23 protein-coding genes are annotated in these 21,431 nt (G+C 68.3%); 9 read left to right on the plus strand and 14 right to left on the minus strand.

The annotated features are described in order from the left end of the window. Positions 1 to 74: 74 nt before the first annotated feature. From AC5P7A_RS00690 to AC5P7A_RS00700, 3 genes are read left to right on the plus strand one after another with little or no spacing between them, the layout of a single operon-like run. The gene (locus AC5P7A_RS00690) at positions 75 to 653 is read left to right on the plus strand and encodes an RNA polymerase sigma factor (RefSeq protein WP_032958649.1); all 579 of its coding nucleotides are present in this window, start codon (positions 75 to 77) and stop codon (positions 651 to 653) included. Further along, positions 650 to 1,183 carry a hypothetical protein gene (locus AC5P7A_RS00695; RefSeq protein WP_046431913.1) on the plus strand — a complete coding sequence of 178 codons (534 nt, stop codon included), beginning with the start codon at positions 650 to 652 and terminating at the stop codon, positions 1,181 to 1,183. Before AC5P7A_RS00690 ends, AC5P7A_RS00695 begins: the two co-directional genes overlap by 4 nt. A gap of 11 nt (positions 1,184 to 1,194) precedes the next feature. Further along, positions 1,195 to 2,076 carry a DUF4097 family beta strand repeat-containing protein gene (locus AC5P7A_RS00700; protein ID WP_032958651.1) on the plus strand — a complete coding sequence of 294 codons (882 nt, stop codon included), beginning with the start codon at positions 1,195 to 1,197 and terminating at the stop codon, positions 2,074 to 2,076. A 49-nt stretch (positions 2,077 to 2,125) separates the two neighbouring features. Here the strand turns inward: AC5P7A_RS00700 and AC5P7A_RS00705 are convergent, their stop codons facing one another. The 3 genes from AC5P7A_RS00705 to AC5P7A_RS00715 all read right to left on the minus strand — a co-directional run bounded on the left by AC5P7A_RS00705 (position 2,126) and on the right by AC5P7A_RS00715 (position 4,204). Continuing rightward, entirely contained in the window at positions 2,126 to 2,308 is a 183-nt protein-coding gene (locus AC5P7A_RS00705) for a hypothetical protein (protein ID WP_005410566.1), read from the minus strand. A gap of 11 nt (positions 2,309 to 2,319) precedes the next feature. Beyond that, complete coding sequence (locus AC5P7A_RS00710) at positions 2,320 to 2,613, minus strand: YkgJ family cysteine cluster protein (RefSeq protein WP_053462562.1); 294 nt, start codon at positions 2,611 to 2,613, stop codon at positions 2,320 to 2,322. Between the two features lie 229 nt (positions 2,614 to 2,842). Beyond that, complete coding sequence (locus tag AC5P7A_RS00715; RefSeq protein ID WP_142235308.1) at positions 2,843 to 4,204, minus strand: Hsp70 family protein; 1,362 nt, start codon at positions 4,202 to 4,204, stop codon at positions 2,843 to 2,845. 192 nt (positions 4,205 to 4,396) lie between these two features. On the opposite strand from AC5P7A_RS00715, the gene AC5P7A_RS00720 reads away from it, so the two are divergent. Beyond that, positions 4,397 to 4,732: a zinc ribbon domain-containing protein YjdM gene (locus AC5P7A_RS00720; protein ID WP_010482882.1), complete on the plus strand. Its 336-nt coding sequence runs from the start codon at positions 4,397 to 4,399 to the stop codon at positions 4,730 to 4,732. Positions 4,733 to 4,739: 7 nt separating this feature from the next. On the opposite strand, the gene AC5P7A_RS00725 is transcribed toward AC5P7A_RS00720, so the two are convergent. After that, positions 4,740 to 5,891 carry a tetratricopeptide repeat protein gene (locus AC5P7A_RS00725; RefSeq protein WP_495219803.1) on the minus strand — a complete coding sequence of 384 codons (1,152 nt, stop codon included), beginning with the start codon at positions 5,889 to 5,891 and terminating at the stop codon, positions 4,740 to 4,742. Between the two features lie 229 nt (positions 5,892 to 6,120). On the opposite strand from AC5P7A_RS00725, the gene AC5P7A_RS00730 reads away from it, so the two are divergent. The 4 genes from AC5P7A_RS00730 to AC5P7A_RS00745 all read left to right on the plus strand — a co-directional run bounded on the left by AC5P7A_RS00730 (position 6,121) and on the right by AC5P7A_RS00745 (position 8,985). Further along, positions 6,121 to 6,723, plus strand: coding sequence for an HD domain-containing protein (locus AC5P7A_RS00730; RefSeq protein WP_014647966.1), 603 nt, complete (start codon positions 6,121 to 6,123; stop codon positions 6,721 to 6,723). A gap of 49 nt (positions 6,724 to 6,772) precedes the next feature. Beyond that, on the plus strand, positions 6,773 to 6,946 hold the full coding sequence (locus AC5P7A_RS00735; protein ID WP_032958663.1) for an oxidoreductase-like domain-containing protein: 174 nt from the start codon (positions 6,773 to 6,775) through the stop codon (positions 6,944 to 6,946). Continuing rightward, the gene (locus tag AC5P7A_RS00740) at positions 6,943 to 7,560 is read left to right on the plus strand and encodes a DUF998 domain-containing protein (protein WP_126411237.1); all 618 of its coding nucleotides are present in this window, start codon (positions 6,943 to 6,945) and stop codon (positions 7,558 to 7,560) included. Before AC5P7A_RS00735 ends, AC5P7A_RS00740 begins: the two co-directional genes overlap by 4 nt. Before the next feature lie 78 nt (positions 7,561 to 7,638). After that, positions 7,639 to 8,985, plus strand: coding sequence for a virulence factor family protein (locus AC5P7A_RS00745; protein WP_032958666.1), 1,347 nt, complete (start codon positions 7,639 to 7,641; stop codon positions 8,983 to 8,985). A 124-nt stretch (positions 8,986 to 9,109) separates the two neighbouring features. Here AC5P7A_RS00745 and mprF read toward each other — a convergent pair whose 3' ends face one another. Further along, entirely contained in the window at positions 9,110 to 11,674 is a 2,565-nt protein-coding gene (gene mprF / locus AC5P7A_RS00750; protein WP_495219804.1) for a bifunctional lysylphosphatidylglycerol flippase/synthetase MprF, read from the minus strand. 192 nt (positions 11,675 to 11,866) lie between these two features. Between mprF and AC5P7A_RS00755 the strand changes: the two genes are divergently transcribed. Then, positions 11,867 to 12,214, plus strand: coding sequence for a RidA family protein (locus AC5P7A_RS00755; protein WP_005418155.1), 348 nt, complete (start codon positions 11,867 to 11,869; stop codon positions 12,212 to 12,214). Positions 12,215 to 12,264: 50 nt separating this feature from the next. On the opposite strand, the gene rnfB is transcribed toward AC5P7A_RS00755, so the two are convergent. The 9 genes from rnfB to AC5P7A_RS00800 form a co-directional block, all read right to left on the minus strand. Continuing rightward, on the minus strand, positions 12,265 to 12,678 hold the full coding sequence (gene rnfB, locus AC5P7A_RS00760; protein WP_014647962.1) for an Rnf electron transport complex subunit RnfB: 414 nt from the start codon (positions 12,676 to 12,678) through the stop codon (positions 12,265 to 12,267). A gap of 31 nt (positions 12,679 to 12,709) precedes the next feature. Continuing rightward, positions 12,710 to 13,300 (minus strand): HAD family hydrolase, encoded by a 591-nt coding sequence (locus AC5P7A_RS00765; protein ID WP_032958670.1) that lies wholly within the window; start codon positions 13,298 to 13,300, stop codon positions 12,710 to 12,712. Positions 13,301 to 13,378: 78 nt separating this feature from the next. Beyond that, entirely contained in the window at positions 13,379 to 15,460 is a 2,082-nt protein-coding gene (gene metG / locus AC5P7A_RS00770; protein WP_014647960.1) for a methionine--tRNA ligase, read from the minus strand. 102 nt (positions 15,461 to 15,562) lie between these two features. Further along, positions 15,563 to 16,006, minus strand: a complete 444-nt coding sequence (locus AC5P7A_RS00775) for a DUF2147 domain-containing protein (RefSeq protein ID WP_032958676.1) — start codon at positions 16,004 to 16,006, stop codon at positions 15,563 to 15,565. A gap of 418 nt (positions 16,007 to 16,424) precedes the next feature. Beyond that, positions 16,425 to 16,829, minus strand: a complete 405-nt coding sequence (gloA2, locus tag AC5P7A_RS00780) for an SMU1112c/YaeR family gloxylase I-like metalloprotein (RefSeq protein WP_014647959.1) — start codon at positions 16,827 to 16,829, stop codon at positions 16,425 to 16,427. Further along, complete coding sequence (locus AC5P7A_RS00785; RefSeq protein ID WP_495219805.1) at positions 16,826 to 17,896, minus strand: serine hydrolase domain-containing protein; 1,071 nt, start codon at positions 17,894 to 17,896, stop codon at positions 16,826 to 16,828. The genes gloA2 and AC5P7A_RS00785 overlap by 4 nt, the downstream gene beginning before the upstream one ends. Before the next feature lie 16 nt (positions 17,897 to 17,912). Further along, positions 17,913 to 19,853: a DUF885 domain-containing protein gene (locus AC5P7A_RS00790; RefSeq protein ID WP_049442350.1), complete on the minus strand. Its 1,941-nt coding sequence runs from the start codon at positions 19,851 to 19,853 to the stop codon at positions 17,913 to 17,915. A gap of 94 nt (positions 19,854 to 19,947) precedes the next feature. Further along, the gene (locus AC5P7A_RS00795) at positions 19,948 to 20,733 is read right to left on the minus strand and encodes a queuosine precursor transporter (protein WP_126411235.1); all 786 of its coding nucleotides are present in this window, start codon (positions 20,731 to 20,733) and stop codon (positions 19,948 to 19,950) included. Next, on the minus strand, positions 20,730 to 21,413 hold the full coding sequence (locus AC5P7A_RS00800; RefSeq protein WP_014647956.1) for a DUF502 domain-containing protein: 684 nt from the start codon (positions 21,411 to 21,413) through the stop codon (positions 20,730 to 20,732). The genes AC5P7A_RS00795 and AC5P7A_RS00800 overlap by 4 nt, the downstream gene beginning before the upstream one ends. Positions 21,414 to 21,431: the final 18 nt, after the last annotated feature.

The raw sequence follows: 21,431 nt of genomic DNA on the forward strand, positions 1-21,431 counted from the left end.
GTGTCGAAAAGGTTGCACGGCAGTGATCGTCGTCCGGCTCTAAACCTTTTCCCGGGCCGCCGCATCCAAGCGATATGCTCGACACCACCATGCCCGCGCCGCCTGCCGCCCACGACGCCGTCGATGAACCCGCCCTGGTGCGGGCGGCCGCCGCCGGCGATACCTCGGCCTATGAACTGCTGTACCGGCGGCATGCACCGCGCGTGTTCGCCGTGCTGTGGCGGCTGTGCGGGGGCCAGCAGGCGCGTGCCGAAGACGCCTTGCAGGAAGCCTTCCTGCAGGCGTGGAAGGCGCTGCCGGGGTTCCGTTTCGAGAGCAGCCTGTCGACCTGGCTGCATCGCCTGGGCGTCAACGCTGCGCTGATGGAACTGCGTGGGCGCGCCGCCGGGCAGGACCACGACAGTCTTGATGATGTGGACGGAGGACTGCAGGAACTGGCCGTACACGACCGCTGCGCCGGTACCGAGCGCGACCTGGAGCGCGCGCTGGCGACGCTGCCGCCGAGGGCGCGCGCGGTACTGGTGCTGCATGACATCGAGGGCTGGAAACACCAGGAGATCGCCGCGCAGCTGCAGATGGCCGTCGGCAGCTCCAAGGCACAGTTGCATCGTGCGCGCGGCCTGTTGCGCGCACGGCTGGGAGACATGACATGAGTACACACGAACACGATTCCGACCACGATCTGGTGGCCCGACTGCGCGCGCTGCCTTCCGAACGCGGCCTGCCCGCCGATGGCTGGGCGCGGTTGTCGGCGCAGCTGCCGCCGCGTGAACCACAGGCGGCGCCTGCGCCGACCGGCAACGTGGTGGTGCTGCCGGGGCGTTCGCGCCGGCGCTGGTGGTTGCCGGTGGGGGCCGCACTGGCCGCAAGCCTGGCGCTCTACGCGGTGGCGCCGTGGCGCCATGCGCAACCGGACGCGCCGGTGCCGTCTACCCTGCAACTGCAGGCCGCGGCGATGACCGAGCAGTACCAGCAGGCAGTGGCCTCGTTGCCCGCAGGCCGGGCGCCGGAATGGCAGCCGGCGCTGCACGAACTCGATGAAAGCGCGGCACAGATCCGGGCCGCGCTGGCGCAGGATCCACGCGCGCCGCATCTGCTTGGCCAGCTCAAGCGCACCTATGCGCTGCGGCTGGAATTGACCCGGCAGGCGGCCTATGCCGCCGAGTCCGGCCTGACGACCTGAGGAGACCCCCGATGACACGAACCCTGATGACCTGCTGCGCCGCGCTGTTGCTGCTGCCCGCGGTGGCCCTGGCTGACACCCGGATCGACGAGCGCCACAACCTGGCCGCCGGCGGCCGCATCGAACTGAGCAACGTGGCCGGCAAAGTGAGCGTGCGTGGCTGGGACCGCAACGACGTGCAGCTCACCGGTACGCTAAGCGATGGCCTGCAGCTGCGCCAGGAGAAGAGTGCCAACCGCGTGCGCTGGGAGATCGAGTATCCGCGTCGCAACAACAACGGCGGCGCGACGCTGGTGCTGAACGTGCCGCGCTCGGTGGAACTGCTGCTGAGTACGGTCAGTGCCAGCCAGGACATCAGCGGCATCGATGTGCGCCGCCTGCAGGCCGACACGGTCAGCGGCAGCCTGAGCGCCTCCGGTCGCAGCGGCGACAGCAAGCTCAATACGGTCAGCGGCGGTGTCATCGCGCGCCTGCAGACGCCGAAGCTGGACGTGAACACGGTCAGTGGCCGCATCGAAGCCGGCGGCGGCGTGTCCGGTGACATCGGTGCACAGACGGTATCCGGCCGGGTCGAGGTCGATGCCGGGCGGGTGCAGCGGCTGGCGGTGGAAACCGTGTCGGGCAGCATCGACCTGTCGGCGGCCGGGCTGGCGCCGGGGGGCCGTATCAATGTCGAATCGGTGAGCGCGTCGGTCAACCTGCGCCTGCCACGCACGGTTTCGGCGCAGCTGTCGGTGAACAGCTTCAGCGGGTCGATCAACAGCGACGCCGGCCAGGTGGAACGGCCGCGCTACGGCCCCGGCAGCCATCTCGATACTCGGCTCGGCAATGGCGACGGTGACATCCGCATCCAGTCGCATTCGGGCAGTGTGCGGGTACGCCTGGATCGCTGAGCGCGGTCCGGCAGGCCGCGGCGGCAGCGCCGCCGCGGTCGGAGCTGGGTCAGCTGGCTTTCTTCAGCGCCCAGGTAGTGCCGAGGACTTCGATCTTGCCACCGGCCTTGCGGAACGCTGCCAGGTCCGAAGCGATCGAATCGCTGCTGACCACGGTGCTGGCGGCCGCGCCCTTGCGTTCGCTGCGGATGCTGTTGCTGGCCTTCGCGGGGGTCTTTGCCTTGCGGGGCATGGTTGCTCCTGTCAGGTGGAAGGGGAGGAAAGCGCCCAGGCATCGGCCTGGCGCAGGTAGTCCTGCCGCTCGCGGCGGCAGTCATCGCCGCCCATCGAGAACTGGCGGCAGATCGCCGGGCGCTGCGAATAGATCGTGCAGCGCAGGTGATAGGGATCGATCGCCGCGCACCAGCCTTCCTCGTTGCGCGCCATCACGGCACGGCCGTGGGTGTCGCGTGACAGGAACTGGCCGGGCACGTGGTCGCCGGGCTGCAGCAGCACGGGCAACCGGCAACAGACCGCGTCACAACGGCGGCAGTCGATGGGTGCAGGTGCTGCGTCAGGTTGTAAGGCCTCAGGGGCCTGGCGGGTGCCCAAAGCGGGTCTCAATGGCGGCTCAGGTGCTGCGCGGACCATGAACGAGCCAGGAAGGCATGGCCGCTAGGCCCGCTGGGCGGGCCAGGCTGCACCGTGGACACACACCGGCATGGCCGGTGGAAGGGGCAGCAGGGTTCTAGCCGACCAAGAGTAACTTAGACCGCGTAACGTTTTGTTAATCCTGGCTGGCTGCCGCCAGCGCAAGGCCCTGGACCACGCCCAGCGAGGGCTCGCCGTGGACCATGCGGGCGCCCGGGAAGGCGGCCGCCACCGCCTGGCGCAGGTAGCCGGCGCGGGACATGCCACCGGTCAGGAACACGGCATCCGGGTCGCCGCCGATGTCGCTGCGGACCTGGGCCAGCAGCTCGCGGATCTGCTCCAGGTAGCCATGGGCGGCGGCGGCCAGGCCGTCGGCGCTGCTGTCGGCATGCAGGTCGCGGGCGATGTAGTCCAGCGTGCTGCGGTGCTCGCTGGCAGCGCTGAGGGCGATCTTGGCGCGTTCCACGTCACGGTACAGGCGGGCGGTGTTGCCGGTGTCCTGCAGTGCCTGCAGGCGCTCGCCCCAGGGCGCGTCGACATGGTCGTACTTGTGCAGGCGGAATTCGCGCTGGCGGGTCATGTCCTGCACGGTGGCCGCTTCCACGTAGTGGTGGGCCGGTACGCGGGTGATGCCGCGGCCGAACAGCGGCATGTAGCTGGACAGGCTCAGCGCCAGGTCGATGTCGGTGCCGCCGCGGGCGATACCCCAGGCGCGGTGGATGCGCGGGGCGTCGTCGCCGCCGACTTCGGCATGGGCGATGTCGGTGGTGCCGCCGCCGATATCGACGATCACCGCCTGGTGCCGCTCGCGGCTTTCGGCGTGGTAATGCATGGCCGCCGCGGCTGGCTCCTCGAGGAAATCAACCTGGTCGAAGCCGGCCTGGGTGGCCGCTTCACGCAGGATGTCCAGCGCCTGGTCGTTGCCGGCTGCGCCGATCGAACTGCGGAACTGCACCGGGCGCCCGAGCAGGGCGGCGCGCAGCGGCCGGCCGAGCTGGGCACTGGCGGTCAGGCGGATGTGTTCGAGGATGTGCGCGGCGATGCCGGTGATGGTCTGCTTCGCGCGCGGGTGCAGGTTGTAGCCGAGCATCGACTTCGGGCTCTGCACCAGGTTGCCTTCGTGTTCCTCGAAATAGGCTTCCAGCGCTTCGTCGCCGTAGACCGCGTTCTGCAGCAGGTCGTTGGCGCTGCGTTCCTTGCCGGCGCGGGCTTCCATCCATTCCCGGCGCAGCGCGCGCAGGGCTTCGCGGCGCAGCGCCTGCGGCGCGCGTTCCTGGCCGGCGGCACGCGCCGCGCGCGCGGCGCTGTCGATCATCTGCTGCAGCTGGTGTTCCTGGCCGTCGTCGAGCTGGAAGTCGTCCGGGTCGGGCACCACGCCGGGGAAGTACACACTGGTGCGGAACTGCTCGGCGTCGCCGAAGCGGATCGGCAGCAGTGTTCCCTCATGCACGATGGCGGCGGCGGAGTTGCTGGTACCGAAGTCGATGCCGAGGCGCATGGGGAGTTCCGGGGGCGATCAGGGGCCGCGCACTCTGCTGCAGTTCGCCGCCGACTGCAAGTTCCTGCGGCCTCCCATTCCGTATCGGGAGGCCGGATCGGGTCAAGCCGGGAGCCGGGCGCCGCCCGGAAAAGGGCAGGCGAGCCGGGCGGTTACAATGGCGGCTGTTGATTCACTTTGAGCTACTTGCTGATGTCTTCTGCCCCCGCCTGCCCGCAGTGCACCCTGGAAAACACCTATGCCGATGGCGCGCTGTGGATCTGCGCCGACTGCGGCTTCGAATGGACCGCCGAGGAAAGTGCCGGTTCGACCCTGGTCGTGCGTGACAGCAACGGCAATACCCTGCAGGCCGGTGACACCGTCACCGTGATCAAGGACCTGAAGGTGAAGGGTTCCTCGATCCCGCTCAAGCAGGGCACCGTGATCCGCAACATCCGCCTGGTCGAGGACGATGCCGAGCACATCGAAGGCAACTCGGACAAGATCAAGGGCCTGGTCCTGAAGACCTGCTTCCTCAAGAAGGCCTGACCGGCCTTCAGCGCCTGGCCTGCTGCTGTGCGCGCCAGCGGGCCAGGCTGTCCAGCTTGGCCTGGTAGCGCGCCTGCTGCGGGGCACCGCCCAGCGCCTGCGCGCGCAGCAGTTCACGATCGGCGCGCCTGAGCTGGCCGGCCAGGAAATAGGCCCGCGCCAGCCCGAAGTGGAACTGGTGTGCGGTGTCGTACAGGCGCACGGCCTGCCGGTAATAGCGGATCGCCTGATCCAGTCGGCCGGCGCGTTCGGCCTCGGCGCCGAGCATGTACTGCGCGAACGGATCCTCGCGCTGCACCGACTGCAGGCGCTGCTCCAGCGCCTGCGCCTGCATGACCATGCCCAGCTTCCGGTACAGCGCGCTGGCGTTGGTCAGTGCAGCGTCCTGGCGGCCGTCCAGTCGCAGCGCCGTTTCCAATGCCCGGCGCGCGGCGGCGGTATCGCCCGTACGGTTTTCCAGCACGCCCAGGTTGTTCCAGGTGGCGGCGAAGCTGTTGTCCTGTGCCAGCGCGGCATTGAAGAAGGTGCGTGCACCCACCAGATCGCCGCTGGCCATGCGTTCGGCGCCGCGGTTGTTGTAGAAGTGTGCCAATGCCCGTGCCTGGCTGATCGGCAGCGGCCCGCGGCGGTCGTACAGCACGTTGCGATCCAGATCGACGGTGGCGAAGCGGCCGGCGAAGCCGACCCCGGCATTGACGTGGCCGACGCTGTAGACCAGGCCCTGGGCCTGGTCCTGGTACCACGACACGACCTGGCCGACTTCCTGCACGCGTGCCTGGATGCCGGCTTCGCGTGCCAGCGCGACGAACATCAGGGTAAAGGCCAGGCAGTTGGCGCGCCGCTGCTGCCAGATCTCGCTGACGGTGAAGGTCGCATCGGCGTCGTACTGCAGGTCCAGGCCGTGGCGGTCGAAGATCATCTCCACCAGCGCCTGCAGGCGCTGCTCGCGGGAGTAACTGTGATTGATCACCTGCGTGCGCAGCATGTCGCGCATCGCCGGTGGAATCGCGAACACCTGCTGCGGCGTCGGCATCGCCGGAGTGGCGGTGCTGGCAACGGCCAGCGGCGCGGCCGTTCCCGGATGATCCTGTGCGATCGCGGACGGTGCTGCCAATGCGGCCAGTGCGAGCAGAACGAATCGGGCGGCAGGACGGTACATGACGGCTCCCGGCAGCGGCGGGCGCTCCCGCCTGAGGCGAGTGTAGACCTGTGCGCGCACCGCTGCAGCGACCGTTGGTCGGTCCGCACGTTCATCCACAACCGGTGTGGACCAGCGCTCGGGAAAGCTGTGGACAACCGCGTTGCGGCCTAGTGCGAAGGGCGTTGTGAGGACGTGGTGAAAAAAGCGACAGCTTGCCCGTCAACCGCGCAGGCGGGATGATCCGGGCATGGACTTTTCCCCGCTGACGCTCGCTCCGGCGCAGTGGCAGGCGCTGCAGGACAGCTATGCAACGCCACCACGCGCCTACCATCACTTCGGCCACGTGCGCGCGGTGCTGCAGCACTGCCAGGAGGTTGCCGACGGCCCCGGCTGGCAGCAGCCGGCCGAGGTCTACCTGGCCGTGCTCTACCACGATGCGATCTACGTGGCGGGGCGAAAGGACAACGAAGCACGTTCGGCGCAGATGGCCCTGCAGGCGATCACGCAGGCGCCGGAACTCGCCGCTGTCGATGCCGCCCGGGTCGAGCAGCTGATCCTGCTGACCGCCCGCCATGGCGCGCTCGGCCCGGACGATGTCGATGCCGAGGCCGCGCTGTTCCTGGACTGCGACATGGCGATCCTGGCCGCGCCGGAACCGGTGTTCACCGCCTATGACCGGGGCGTGGCCGAAGAGTACAAGGGCGTGGTGCCGGGCTTCCTGTATCGCGCTGGCCGCCGCCGTTTCCTGCAGGGCCTGCTGCGCGCACCGCGCATCTTCCTCAGCGAGTTCTTCCACCAGCGCCTCGACGCGGCCGCGCGCGACAACCTGCGGCGGCAGCTGGGTCGCTGAGCCAGCCCGCTACACTGGGGCCCGTTTCCACCGATTGCCGCTTCCAACCGTGTCCGTCCCTGATCCCGATCCCCGTCCGCTGCCGCCGGAAGAGCCCGGTCCCAACGAATGCTGTGGCAGCGGTTGCCCGCTGTGCGTGCTGGACCTGTATGCCGACGAGCTGCAGCGCTATCGCAAGGCGTTGGCCGAATGGCAGGCGCGGCACCCGGAAGCCTCCGCATGAGCCGCGCGCGTCCGGCGGCGCTGCTGGCGCTGGCAGCCCTGGTTCTGTTCCTGGTTACCGCGCTGTGGACCCAGTTCGCACGCACCGACCTGGACTGGGTGCGGGCCACGCTCAGCCTCTACCTGCACGGGCCGTGGGGGCTGGCGTTGCGTGCGGCGTACTGCCTGCTGGCACTGGCGATCACCCTGCTCGGCATCGCCCTTTATCGCGGCAGCATCGGCCCGCGGCGCAGCGCGGCGGCGCCGCTGCTGTTCACGGTCTCGGCGCTGGGCCTGGCCACGGTCGCCATCGGTGACAGCTGGCTGCCCGAAGCAACCCCGCTGCTGGCACCGTTCATCCACGGGTTGGCGGCCAACACTGCGTTCCTGTGTGCCAGCGTCGGCATGCTGCTGCAGGCCTGGTACCTGCGCCGAGAACCGGGCTGGCAATCCGCGGCCGGCCTGCTCTGGGGCTGGGCCTGGCTGGCCTTCGTGCTGCTGTGGCTGCACGTGCTGTGGCGTGGCGGGCCGCCGCGCGGGCTGGGGCAGAAAGCGGTGATCGTGGTGATCGTGGGCTGGCTGCTGTATCTGGCGCTGGCGCTGTATCGGCGCAGTCGTCGCGCCGCAGCCTGCTGAAACCCCAACGGCCTGCACCGGTACGTGCCGTGCACGTGGAGGCAGCGTATCGTGTGCGCATTCCATCGGGGCTGCGATATGAAGCGTGCAGGGCTGGGCAGGGTAATGGGCGTGGTGCTGGCGCTGGCCGCACTGCCGGCAACCGCGGCAGCGACCGTGCAGCAGTTCAGCCACGGGCGGTTCGAACAGATTCCGGTGCATATGCCGGCCGGTACCCCGCAGCGGGTGGTGATCTGGTTCCACGAACCGACTCCCGGTGGCGATACCAGCCGTCTGCCGATCGAGGCCCTGCGTGCCGACGGTGCGATGGTCGCCGCCGTGGACATCGCGCACCTGCGCGGCGTGCTCAAGCGCGAAGGCAACCCGACCTGTTCGTTCGGTTCCGGCGATGTCGAGAATTTCTCGCGCTGGCTGCAGGCCTCGCTGCATCTGCCCGGGTACCACCTGCCGCTGGTCGGCGGCGATGGCGAAGGCGCTGAAATGGCCTATGCGCTGGCTGCGCAGGCCGATACGCAGGTGTTCGCCGGCCTGCTCACCACTGGTTTCTGCCCGGACCACAACCACGAGCGCATGGTCTGCGGCGATGGCGTGAAGCGCAACACGCTGCAACCCGCCGAACTGAACTTCCCGTGGTTGAGTGCAGCCGGTGATCACGGCTGCAAGGCGGGCGAGGCCAGCGGTTTCGTGCAGCAGGTGGCGATGGCGCGCGAGTTCAAGCGCACGGCGCGTGGTGATGCCTCACCGGGCCTGGTGGCTGCAGCGCGGGTGATGGGTGCGCAGGCAGGCGTCAGCCTGGCACCGCCGCCGGCCGCGCTGAAGGGCCTGCCGGTGGTGGAAGTACCGTCGACCGGCAACGGCGACACGCTGGCCGTGTTCGTCTCCGGTGATGGTGGCTGGGCCGGCCTGGACAAGGACGTGGCGTCGTCGCTCAACGAGCACGGCGTGGCCGTGGTCGGCATCGACTCGCTGCGCTACTTCTGGAGCGAGCGCACGCCGAAGGGCTTCGCTGCTGACCTGCAGAAGATCATCGATCACTACCGCCAGCAGTGGCACCGCGACAAGGTGATGCTGATCGGTTTCTCGCAGGGGGCCGACGTGCTGCCGGCGACCATCAACCAGCTCGATGCCGATACCCGTGCAGCGCTGGATCGCATCGTGCTGCTGTCGGTAGGCAAGAAGGCCGACTTCGAGTTCCACGTCAGCAACTGGCTGGGCGGCGGCGGCGACGGCCTGCCGATCGCGCCGGAAGTGGCCAGACTGCCGGCGGAGAAAACGCTGTGCGTGTACGGCGACAAGGATGAGGACGCACTGTGCCCGGACCTGCCGGCCAATGACGGTGTGAAGAAGGTGAAGCTGCCGGGTGACCACCATTTCGGTGGTGACTATGATCGGCTGGCCGAGGTGATCCTCAAGGGCGGTATGTAGCGCTTGGTAGACGCCGACCTTGGTCGGCGCTGGGGCTGAGGGCGCCTTGGGGATGAGCGTGTCGACCAAGGTCGACACCTACCGGGCGGCAGGTGGCGCCGGGTATGCCTGGTGGTGCGGGGCGTCAGTTGCGCCGCGGGTCCAGCGAGATCAGGCGCGTGGCATCCAGCAGTGCGGCTGGCAGGTGCATGCCGCCCGGCGCAGCGAGATAGCGTGGCCGCCACTGCGGGTCGAACTTCGACTTGAAGCGGCGCAGGCCACTGAAGCCGTAGAAGCGTTCGCCATGCCGCGCCAGCAGGCCGGCCAGGCGGTTCCAGCGGCCGGCCAGGCGATGCTGTGCCAGCCCGGACAGTGGCGCCATGCCCAGCGAGAAGCGTGCATAGCCCTGCGCGCGCCCCCACAGGAACAGTTCGATGAAGAGGAAGTCCATCGTCCCCTTCGGCGCCTCGTTGACGTGGCGCATCAGGTCCACCGACAGCTCGGCACCGGCCGGTGCCTGCCACAGGTTGGCAAACGCCACGATCTGGCCTTCGGCCTCCACCAGTGCCACCGGGAACCGCACCAGGTAATCCGGGTCGTAGCTGCCCAGCGAAAAGCCCTTTTCGTCGCCGGCCTTGTCTTCCAGCCACGCGTTGGAAATCGCGTGCAGGCGCGGCAGCAGGCTGGGAATTTCCTCCACCGGTGCCACACGGAAGGACAGGCCGCCGCGCTTGCCCCGGTTCCAGGCCTGGCGCAGGTCCGCACGTTCGCGGCCTTCCAGGCCGAAATCGTGCAGCGGCACCATCGCTTCTTCGCCCAGCTTGACCAGGCCCAGGCCCAGGTCGAGGTAGGTCTGCCAGTAGGACACGCCGACCTGGTAGAACACCGGGCGCAGGCCGAGCCGGTCGGCTTCCTCGCGGAAGCGCCAGATCAATGCGCGGGCGACCTCCGGCGGGCCGACCGGATCCCCCATCGCGATCAGCGAACCGCCGTAGCGCTGCATCATCACGAAGCCCTGTTTCGCCTCGTCGCGCAGCACCGCCTTGTCGGCGGTCAGCACCAGGCAGGCCTGGGTATCGGTGGCACCGGCCAGTACCGGCGCCAGTGATTGCAGCGTGGCCTCGTCGGCGGCTGGCAGCGGGCTGCGCGTGCTGTGCAGCAGCCGCGCCAGGCCGAACATCACCAGCGCGATCGCCACGACCAGCAACGCGCGCAGCGCGCGTGGTGCGTTGCCGGATATCGCAAACTGCCACCACAGCTCGTTCTGGTACTCGACATGGCTGTAGGTGAAGAACAGCAGCCAGGTGACCGCGACCAGCACCAGGCCGAGGTTGCGCAGCCACGGCCATGACCAGGCTTCGTCCAGCAGCGCGCCCTGGCGGTAGAACTCGCGACGTGCGGCCCACAGTGCCATCGCCACCAGCACTGCCGAGACGGCGATCAACAGTTGGCCACCCCGCAGCCACAGCGGCAGCGGGGTGATCACGCACACCGCCATCGCCAGCACCCACGCGGCGTGGCTGCGCCGGGCCAGGCCCTGGCCGATCAGCAGCAGTGCGACGCCGCTGAGGCTGCCGATCAGGTGCGAGGTCTCCAGGATCGGCAGCGAGGCATTGACCAGGTGACGGCGTGGCGTCGGCAGCGTGCCGTCGATGACCAGTGCGGCGCCGATGCTGAACACCGCCAGCGCGATGATCTGCGGCAGCCACGGGCGCAGCGCGTTCCAGCCCGCACGGGTTGCCCCGGCGCTGGCCTGCAGCGGTTGGCGCAGGGCGGGCGCGAGCGCGAGCAGGGTGGCCAGCACCAGCGGCAGCACGTAGTAGGTGACGCGGTAGATCAGCGCCGCTGCCAGCACCGCCGCCGGTGCCACCTGCGGCAACAGCTTCAGCAGGCTCCACTCGAACACGCCAAGGCCGGCGGGCACGGTCGAGACCAGGCCGGCCAGCACGGCCACCAGGTACAGGCCGACGAAGCCGGGCAGTCCGGTCGGCGTGGAGTCCGGCAGCAGCACGTAGAACGCGGCACTGGCCAGCACCAGTTCGATCACGCTCAGCACGGTGACGCCGATCATGGTGCGGCGGTCGGGCAGCCACAACGCATGGCCGAACACGCTGAACTGCCGTCCATCGCGGCCGACCAGCAGCACGGTGCCGAGATATGCGAGCAGGGCGACGATGCCGACGATGCGCACGGCATCGGGATTCAATGGCAATGCCAACGCTGCCGCTGCAGGTTCCATGCACAGTGCCACGCTGATCAGCAGCCATGCCCCGAACACGAAGCCGAGCGTGCTCATCAGCACCACCTGGCCGATCTGCGCCAGGTCCAGGCCGGCGCTGCGGTAGCCACGCAGGCGTACCGCGCCGCCGGTCAACGCGGCAAAGCCCACGGTCTGGCCCAGCGTGTGCGCAAGGAACGCGGTGATGCCGACTCGCGCAGGGTGCACGCGGATGCCGCTGCGACGCAGGCCGATGGCATCGAAGCCGATCAGGCAGGCGTAACTGGCCAGGCCGAGTACCACGGTGAGCGCGATCTGCATGCCGCTGAGCTGGCGGAACGCCTGGCGGATGGCCCGGTAGCCGTGCTCGTCGAACTCGTTGGCCAGGCCGTGCAGGGCCAGGGCGAGGATCAGCAGCGGGATGACGATGGTGGCAACCCGCTTCCAGGCTGGCGTGGAAGGGGCAGTGGTGGAATCGACGGGGACGGTCATCGGCGCAAGGGTGCGGCAGGAGGGGCGAGGGCGGTGTCAACGCGGGCGTGGCGCATCGTGCGCCTGTCATCGTCATTTGACCAGTGGGACCGTCGGAGCCCGGTAGTGACGTGTCGCGGAAGGTGCCCGTGCACCCACCGCCGACCGGATTGGAGGACAATGCAGGCCTGATCACCCGCAGGAGCCACGCCCATGATGGAGCGTTACGACGTCGGACCGCGCATGTCCGAAATGACCGTGTACAACAAGGTCGCCTACCTCTCCGGCCAGATTCCGGAAGACACCAGCCAGGACATCACCGGGCAGACCCGGCAGGTGCTGGCGGAGATCGACAAGCTGCTGGCACTGGTCGCCAGTGATCGCCAGCACGTGCTGCGCGCGGAAGTGTTCCTGGCCGATATCGCCGACTTCGACGGCATGAACAAGGCGTGGGACGAGTGGGTGGTCGAGGGCGCGACCCCGGCCCGCGCAACCTTCGAAGCCAAGCTGGCCCACGCCGAGTGGAAGGTCGAGATCGTGGTAACGGCGGCCGTGCCGTAACTGCGGGATGGGGTCGGATCCCTTTCCCGCGGAAAGGGATCCGACCCCTGTTACAGGGGCAGCAACTCGATGCAGTCCACCGGGCACGGCGGAATGCACAGTTCGCAACCGGTGCACAGATCGGCGATGACCGTGTGCATGTACTTGGCGCCGCCGACGATGGCGTCCACCGGGCAGGCCTGGATGCACTTGGTGCAGCCGATGCAGTCGGCTTCCACGATCAGCGCCACCTGCGGCACCTTGTGTTCGCCACGCGAACGATCAAACGGAATGGCAGGCACGCCCAGTACCTGCGCCAGCGCGCGCGCGCCGGCATCGCCGCCCGGCGGGCAGCGGTCCACGCCCACCTCGCCGCGCGCCATCGCCTGCGCATACGGGCGGCAGCCGTCGTAGCCGCACTGCCCGCATTGGGTCTGCGGCAGCAGGCGGTCGAGGCGTTCGGTCAGGGGCGGGATCAGGCTCATGCTCATGCGTGGCGAAGGCTGCGCGTCGGGGTTACTTCAGGGGTTTGCCACGGAACCAGCGCTCGTGGGCCAGCGCCAGCATCGGCTTGTCTTCGGAACTGTCACCGTAGGCATGGATACGCACGTAGCGGGACAGATCGAACTGGCGACGGATGTGCTCGACCTTGCGCGGGCCGCAGTCGCCACCGGCATAGCGACCGGTCAGGCGGCCGTCCTGGCTTTCCAGCCGGTTGCAGATCAACTGAAGGCCCAGCTGCTCGCACCATGGCCGCAGGTACAGGTCGAGCGAGCCGGACACGATCACCACGGTATGCTGCTGTTCCCTGTGCCAGCGGATCTGCTCCAGCATTTCCGGGCGCACCACCTCGGGCAGGAACTCACGCGAGAAGCCTGCGGCCAGCGTGGCGATGTCATCGCTGTGGCGGTTGCTGAAGGTCAGGCGGGTGACGCGTGCACGGATGCGTTCGGCCGAGATCAGTTTCAGCTTGTATGCGGCCAGCCACGGGCCGACCTTCCACCACGCCTGCGCCAGCTGTTCGGCGGTGGCCACGCGGCGCAGGAAACGGCCATAGGTATCGCAGGTGGTCACGGTGTGGTCGAAGTCGAACAGCGCCAGTTCCATTCCATTGCTTCCGATCGCGTTGCCTCCGCTGGCCGATGCTGCCGGCAGGCGCGGCGGTGGCCGCGCCCGCTGCAGGCATCAGCGGACCGGCATGCCCGGCTGCGCGCCGCTGTCGGCGTCCAGCAGCGCCAGCGCGCCGCCGTCGAAACCGGCCGACAGGATCATGCCTTCGCTCAGGCCGAAGCGCATCTTGCGCGGGGCCAGGTTGGCGATGAACACCACGCTGCGACCGACCAGGGCTTCCGGCTCGCCGTAGCTGCCACGGATGCCGGAGAAGATCTGGCGCTTGCCCAGTTCGCCGGCATCCAGTTCGAAGCGCAGCAGCTTGTCCGAACCTTCCACGAACTCGCACACCAGCACCTTGCCGATGCGCAGGTCGAGCTTGGCGAAATCGTCGATGCCGATATAGGCCGGAGCATCGGCGCTCTTCGCGTCGTCCTTGGCCGGGGCCGGTGTGGCCGGCTTGGCGGCGTCGGTCCTGGCGGCGGGGGCGGCAGCGGCGGCCGGCTGCAGGGTGTCCTTGGAGGCGTCGATCATGGCGTCAATCTTCTTCGGGTCGATACGGGTGAACAGCGGGGTGTAGTCGGTGATGCGGTGGCCCAGCAGCGGCTGTGCCAGTTCGGTCCAGTCATTGACCGGCGCGGCCAGGAAGGCCTCGGCCTGCGCGGCGGTGGCCGGCAGCACCGGCTTCAGTGCGGTGACCAGCACGCGGAACAGGTTCAGGCCCTGGCTGCACACGGCCTGCAGCTGCGCGTCGGCGCCTTCCTGCTTGGCGATGACCCACGGCTTGACGTCGTCGATGTAGCGGTTGGCTTCGTCGGCCAGGGTCATGGTCAGGCGGATCGCCGCAGCCGGGTCGTTGCGCTCGTAGGCTTCGCGGATCGGCGCCAGGCCGTCGACGAAGCGCTGGTACTGCGCCGCGTCGGGCAGCTGCGCGGCCAGCTGGCCGTCGAAGCGCTTGCTGATGAAGCCGGCGCAGCGGCTGGCCAGGTTGACGAACTTGCCGACCAGGTCGGCGTTGACGCGGGCGATGAAATCACCCAGGTTCAGGTCAAGATCGTCGACGCCACCGCCGGACTTGGCGGCGTAGTAGTAGCGCAGCGCTTCCGGCTCCAGGCCGGCATCGAGGAAGGTACGCGCCATCACGAAGGTGCCGCGCGATTTGCTCATCTTGGCACCGTCCACGGTCAGGTAGCCGTTGACGTGCAGGCGGGTCGGCGCGCGGTGGCCGGTACCGTGCAGCACCGCCGGCCAGAACAGGCCGTGGAAGTTGACGATGTCCTTGCCGATGAAGTGGTGCAGTTCGGTGGCGGTGCCGGCGCGCAGGTGCGCTTCGAAGTCTTCGCCGAGCTTGCCGCACAGGGTCTGGAAGCTGGACAGGTAGCCGATCGGCGCATCCAGCCAGACATAGAAGTACTTGCCCGGCTGGCCGGGAATCTGGAAACCGAAGTACGGCGCATCGCGCGAGATGTCCCACGCGCGCAGGCCACCTTCGGCGTTGAGCCACTCACCCAGCTTGGCCTTCACGCCCGGCAGGGCGACATCGCCGGCCAGCCATTCGCGCAGGAATGCATCGAAGTGGCCCACCTCGAAGAAGAAGTGCTCCGAATCGCGCATTTCCGGCGTGGCGCCGGAGATGACCGAACGCGGCTCCTTCAGGTCGGTCGGTGCATAGGTCGCGCCGCAGACTTCGCAGTTGTCGCCGTACTGGTCGGGGCTGCCGCAGTTCGGGCAGATGCCCTTGACGTAGCGGTCGGGCAGGAACATGCCCTTGGCCGGGTCGTAGAACTGGGCGACCGAACGGCGGCTGATGTGGCCGGCCGCTTCCAGCTTCAGGTAGAACTGCTCGGTCAGTGCCTTGTTGGCCGCCGAGTTGGTCGAGTCGTAGTGGTCGAAGGCCACGCCGAAGGCGGCGAAGTCACGTTCGTGGCTGGCCTGGATGTTGGCGATGAAGGTTTCCGGGGTGACCCCGGCTTTTTCCGCGGCCAGCATGATCGGCGTGCCGTGGGTGTCGTCGGCGCAGACGAACCAGGCCTTGCCGCCGCTCATTCGCCGCGCACGCACCCAGATGTCGGCCTGGATGTAGCCGACCAGGTGGCCCAGGTGCAGCGGGCCGTTGGCGTAGGGCAGGGCGGTGGTGACGAGCGCGGTACGGGTCATGGTCGCGGGGTGAAGCCGAGGGGAACCGCAGAGTATCGCATGCCCGCAAGGACGTGACCCGGCCGTGGCCGGGTCACGGGGATGAAGCGGGGGCCGGGGCGCTTATTCGCGCTGCCAGGTCTGCGCGCGGCAGATGAAGGCGATGCAGCCGGACACGTCCAGCCTGGTGCCACCCGGCTGCAGCTCCATCTTCGACTTGTAGGTCTTGCCGTTGGCCGGGTCGAGGATGGTGCCGCCGGACCACTTGTTGGCGCCATCGGCCTTCAGGTTCCAGAGGATGGTCATGCCCTTCACCGGCTTGTTCCTGTTGGCGCCTTCACATCCATCGCAGACCGGGTTCGGGCCCTTGTCCGAGTGCAGGATGTCGACCACCTTGCCGGTCAGGGTGCCGTTGGCGGCTTGGCTGATCTCGACGATCGACTTCACCTTGCCGGTCTTGTCGTCGATGGTCTTCCAGCGGCCGGCGGCGCCGTCGGCGGCCTGGGCCGACAGGGCGGCCAGGCACAGCGGCAGTGCCAGCAGCAGGGTCTTGAAGGTGTTGCGCATGGTCCCCTCCCAGGGTTCATTCCGGCACGGTGCCGGCATGGGTCGACTGTATACCCATTCGGCGGGGTATGGGGAAGGGGGGCTTTGCAGGGCTGCGCCCTGCACCTGCAGAGGCAGCCGCAACAGCCGGAGCAACAGCAAAAGCGGACTTGCTGAGGGATGGCGGGGCACTTTGGGTTTGCGGGGCCGCCGTAAACCCGTCCCTGGGGGCTTGGTCGCCGCATCCATGCGGCTCACACCCCGCAAACCCACAATGCCCCGCCTTCGACAGTTTCCGGCGATCTGCTGGTGCTGGTGCGGTTGGTGGGTGTCGACCTTGGTCGACACAGATCCATGCCATGCGTGGATGACGTTTCCGGTGGCGGCGATAGGGTCAGATCCCTTTTCCGTCGGAAAAGGGATCTGACCCCCGGGGACGTCAACCGGCTTCGTACAGCTCCAGCGGCAGGTCGTCGGGGTCGGCGAAGAAGGTGAAGCGGCGGCCGGTGTACTCGTCCACGCGGATCGGTTCGCACACTACGCCGTGCGCTGACAGGCGCTGGATGAAGGGTTCCAGCGTGGCCACGCGGAACGCGAGGTGGCGCAGGCCCTGGGCTTCCGGGCGGCTGGGACGGGGCGGCGGCGAGGGGAAGGAGAACAGTTCCAGCTGGCCGCCGTCGGGCAGGGCCAGGTCCAGCTTCCAGGAATCGCGCGCGGCGCGGTGGTTCTCGGCCAGCACGCGCAGGCCGAGGATGCGCACGTAGAAGTCTTTTGAACGTGCGTAGTCGCTGCAGATCAGTGCGGCGTGGTGGATGCCCAGCAGGGCACCGGAATCGGCGGTCATTGCAGGGTGTCCAGCCAGCGCTGGGCGATCTTCAGCGCCAGCGGATAGGGTTCGGGGTCGTTGCGGTTGGTCAGAACGATCACGGTCAGGTGTTTTTCCGGGTGGCGCTCGATCACGTTGCGGAAGCCGATGCTCTCGCCGCTGTGCCATTGCACGGGGCCATTCAGCCGCCAGCCGAACCCGTAGTGCGGTACATCCGGTTCGGGCGTCGATGTGGCGGGGCTGAACATCGCGCGGCGCGAGGCCTTCGACAGCAGGCGGTCGTCGTACAGCGCCGCATCCCAGCGGGCCAGGTCGTCCAGCGAGGAATAGATGCCGCCATCGCCGAGCACGGCGCTGGTGGTGCTCTGGTCGGTGCGCTGCCAACGGCCATCGATCCAGCTGTAGCCATAGGCGCGTGCGGCGATGGTATCGATGCCGTCCTGATGGGCCACGGTGTGGGCCATGCCCAGCGGGCGGAAGATGCGCTGTTGCAGGAAGGCTGCGAAATCCTGGCCGGAGGCGCGGCCGACGATCAGTGCCAGCAGCGCATAGCCGCTGTTGCTGTAGTGGTACTGCGTGCCGGGCGCGAAGTTCAGTCGGTCCTGGCGCGACAGCAGGGTCAGCACATCGGCGTCATGCACCTGCCGAGCATCAGCTGTGTCCATCAGGTCTTCGTAGTCGGGCAGGCCACCGGTATGCGAGAGCAGCTGGCGGATGGTGATGGCGGCCGCAGCCGGGGGCAGTTCGGGCAGCCATTGCCGGGCAGGTTGGTCCAGCCCGAGCCGGCCATCTTCCACCAGCAGCAACACCGCCGCAGCGGTGAACTGCTTGCTGACCGAGGCCAGCCGGAAGTTGCTGGCCGCGGTGACCGCCGTGCCGTCCTCCACCACCGCCAGGCCATAGCCGCGCCGGAATACCGGTTTGCCATCATGCAGCACCAGTACGGCGGCGCCGGGCACCTGGCCGTCGTAGGCCTGCATCAGGCCGTCGATGCCCGCATCCGGTGGGGCCAGCACCGGTGCGGCAACGGTGGCCAGCGGCAGCAGGCCCAGCACGGCGGCGAACAGGGCGACGGCAGGACGCATGGCGGCTCCGGAAGGCTCAGGGTGACGGGGCGGGCGTGGCGCTGGCCGGCTGGGCCATCCAGCGTTCCATCTTGCGGTCCAGCACGTCCAGCGGCATCGAGCCGTCCTTCAGCAGTTCGGCGTGGAAGCGGCGCAGGTCGAAGGCGGCGCCCTGGCGCGCCCTGGCCTTGTCGCGCAGGGCGACAATGGTGGTCAGGCCGGCCACGTTCGACAGTGCCTGGCCAGGCTGGGCCATGACCCGCTCGACTTCGGCGTTGGCATCGTCGCTGCTCATGTCCACGGTCTTCTGCAGGTAGGTGACAGCCTGCTGCTTGCTCCAGCCCTGGGCATTCACGCCGGTATCGGCCACCACGCGGGCGGCGCGCAGCAGGCGCGAGTACAGGTAGCCGATGCGGTCGTAGGGATCGGTGTAGATGCCCAGGTCCTCGCCCAGCGTTTCGGCGTACAGGCCCCAGCCTTCGACGAAGGCCAGATCGCCACCGAGGCGGCGGAAGCGCGGCAGCTTGGCCAGCTCCTGTTGCAGGCCCAGCTGCACGTGGTGGCCGGGGATCGCTTCATGCAGGTACTGCACCGGCACGTTCCAGCGCTTGCGGCCGGGCAGGTCGCGGGTGTTCACGTACAGCACCGCGGATTGCCCGGGCAGTGCTGGCTGGTAGGCAGCGGCAGCGGCGGTGAGCGCACGCTCCGGTTCCACCGCGCGTACGTCCAGCGGCGCCTTGGGCAAGGTATCCAGCACCTGCGGCAGGCGTGCGTTGACCTGCTGCTGCACCTGGCGGTAACGGTTGATCAGCGCATTGGCATCGCCGTACTGGAACTGGCGGTCGTTGCGCATGCTGCGCAGCAGCTTGGTGGGGGTGCCGCGCAGCTTGGCATCCTTCATCACCGTGGCGATCTGCGCCTGCAGTTCCTGCACGCGTTGTTCGCCCAGCGCGTGCAGCTGCGCGGCGGTCTGGTCGCTGGCGGTGGTCTGCACGATCAGGCTGGCGTACCAGGCCTGGCCATCGGGCAGTGCGCCCAGGCCGCTGCTGGCGCGCGTGGCCGGCAGGTATTCGGTGGCGATGAAGCCGCGCAGGGCGCGATAGGCCGGCATGATGCGCAGTTCGATCATGCGCTTGTACTCGGCGCTGATGCGCGCCTTGTCCTCGGCCGGGATGGTGTTGGGCATGGTGCGGATCGGCGACCAGAAGATGCTCTCTTCGGCGGTCGGCTTGATCACCGCATCCAGTTGCGGCAGCACTTTTTCCATCAGGTCGCGCGGCTGTACCACGCCGGCCTTCATGCCTTGGCGCATGTTGTCGATGGCCTGGTCGAACAGTTCGGGAATGCCCAGCGAACGGCGCGACCAGGTGTCGTAGTCCTGCACGGTGTTGAATGGCTGCGCGCCGGCACCGGCACCGAGGATCGCCATGATGCTGCCGATGTTGTAGTACTGGCTGATCGGCATCATCCAGCTCGGGTAGCGCTCGGCGGCCAGCGAGGCGCGTGCGTCGCGCACGAAGATCTCGTAGCTGAGCAGGTCCTGGCCCTGCAGGCCATCACTGCCGAGCTTCTCGACCTTGCCCAGCCATTGCGTGGTGAAGTCGTGTGACTGCTGGCGCCAGGCGGCGGACAGGATGTTGGGCAGCTGGTCGTTGTAGCGGGATTCGCCCTGGAAGGTGGCCTGCAGCGGGTTCAACCGCATCGAGGCATCCCAGTACTCGTCGTACAGGCGCTCCAGCTGTACCTGCTTGGGTACGGCACGGGCCGGCGCCACCGGACGCGGCGCGGCGCGGCGTGCCGAGCTGCCACGCGCCGGTGCGGTGGCGCGGGCGGGCCTGGCCTTGGGCTTGGCAGCCTGGCGGGTCTGCGCGGCGGCAGGGCGGCTGGCCTTCTTTTTCGCTGCTTCGGCCGACGGCACGGCACTGAACAGGAACAACGCGGCGATGGCGGCGGCCAGGGCGCGGGTGGGATGCGGCATCAGGAGCTTCCGTGGAACACAGACCGTGGAGCTTGCACGATCCGGCCGCGTACGGCCAGCGTGAAGGCGCAGTCAGCTTGCCGCCGCTGGGGCTTCAGTCAGCCGCCGCCGCCGCGCGCAGCGCAGCGGCCCTGTCTGCGCCCAGATAGCGGGTGATCGCACGCCGCATCAGGTACAGCACCGGAATCAGGGCAATTGCAAAGCCCATCTTGTAGATGTAGTTGACGCTGCTGACGGCCAGGAACAGCGAGGTCGGCCAGTGCTGCGGGCCGAGCACGAAGGCGATCCAGATCACCACGAAGCTGTCCACCACCTGCGAGATCGCGGTGGACCCGGTCGCACGCAGCCACACGTGGCGCTCGCCGGTGGCCTGGCGGATGCGATGGAACACCGCCACGTCGATCAGCTGGCCGAGCAGGAAGGCCACCAGTGAACCGGCGATGGTCCACATGCCCTGGCCGAACACCGCTGCGAATGCGGCCTGGTAGTCCGGCACGCCGTGCCCGTCCATGGAGGTGACCCACCAGCTGGCCGGCGCCAGCGAGATCGCCGCGAAGGCGAACAGGAAGCCATAGGCGATCAGGACCACGGCCAGCCACGAGATGAAGCGCACGCCGCGCTTGCCGAAGAACTCGTTGATGGTGTCGGTCATGATGAACACCACCGGCCATAGCAGGGTGCCGGCGGTGAAGCTGAGCGAACCAGTCTGACCGAACAGGTTCCAGTTCAGCGGATCGATGCCGAGGGTGTCTTCCAGCGCGAAGATCTTCACTCCGATCAGTTCGGCCAGCACCGCATTGCCGCAGAAGAACGCAGCCAGCACGATGAACAGCAGGACCGCGCGGTCCTGCAACGGGCGCTCGATCGGCGCCGCGGTCATTCGCTGCGATCGCCGGCGCGCGTGAACGGAACGCTGGACGGCGCGACGGCGCCGCCGGAAATGATGAAGCTCATGGCCTGGTCGACGGTCCAGTCGGTCGGGGTCAGCAGTTCCACCGGCACGATTTCCAGGTAACCCGAAGTCGGGTTCGGCGTGGTTGGCACGTACACCGCGGCCAGTTCACGGTCGGTGCCGTGTTCCTTGATCACGCGGGTGACCAGCCCGACCGACTTCATGTCGCGGTGCGGGAAGTCGATCAGCACCACGCGCTGGGTGCTGCCCGGTTCGGTCTGCAGCATGTCCAGCAGCTTCTTGGCGCTGTCGTAGATGATGCTGGCCAGCGGAATGCGCTTGATGACCGCGCCGACCCAGCGCAGCAGGCGCTGGCCCAGCACGCGGCGGCTGGCCACGCCCACCGCCAGGATCACCAGCAGGGTGGCCAGCAGGGCGATGGTGTTCTGGATCCACTCGGCCCGGACCCAGCCGAGGTAGTGCGGAAAGCTTGTCGCGATCTGCTCGGAAAGTGGCACCACCAACGGGCTGGAAATGCCCGACAGCAGCACGAACACGAACTTGACCACGACCCAGGTCAGCCAGATCGGCAGCAGGGTCAGCAGGCCGGTCAGGAACAGGCGCTGCAGGGAGGGGCGGGGGACCAGGGCGGGGGCTTCGAGCGACATGTGCGCATTGTAGCGGTC

Source organism: Stenotrophomonas sp. YJH_SMC_65, assembly GCF_059369475.1.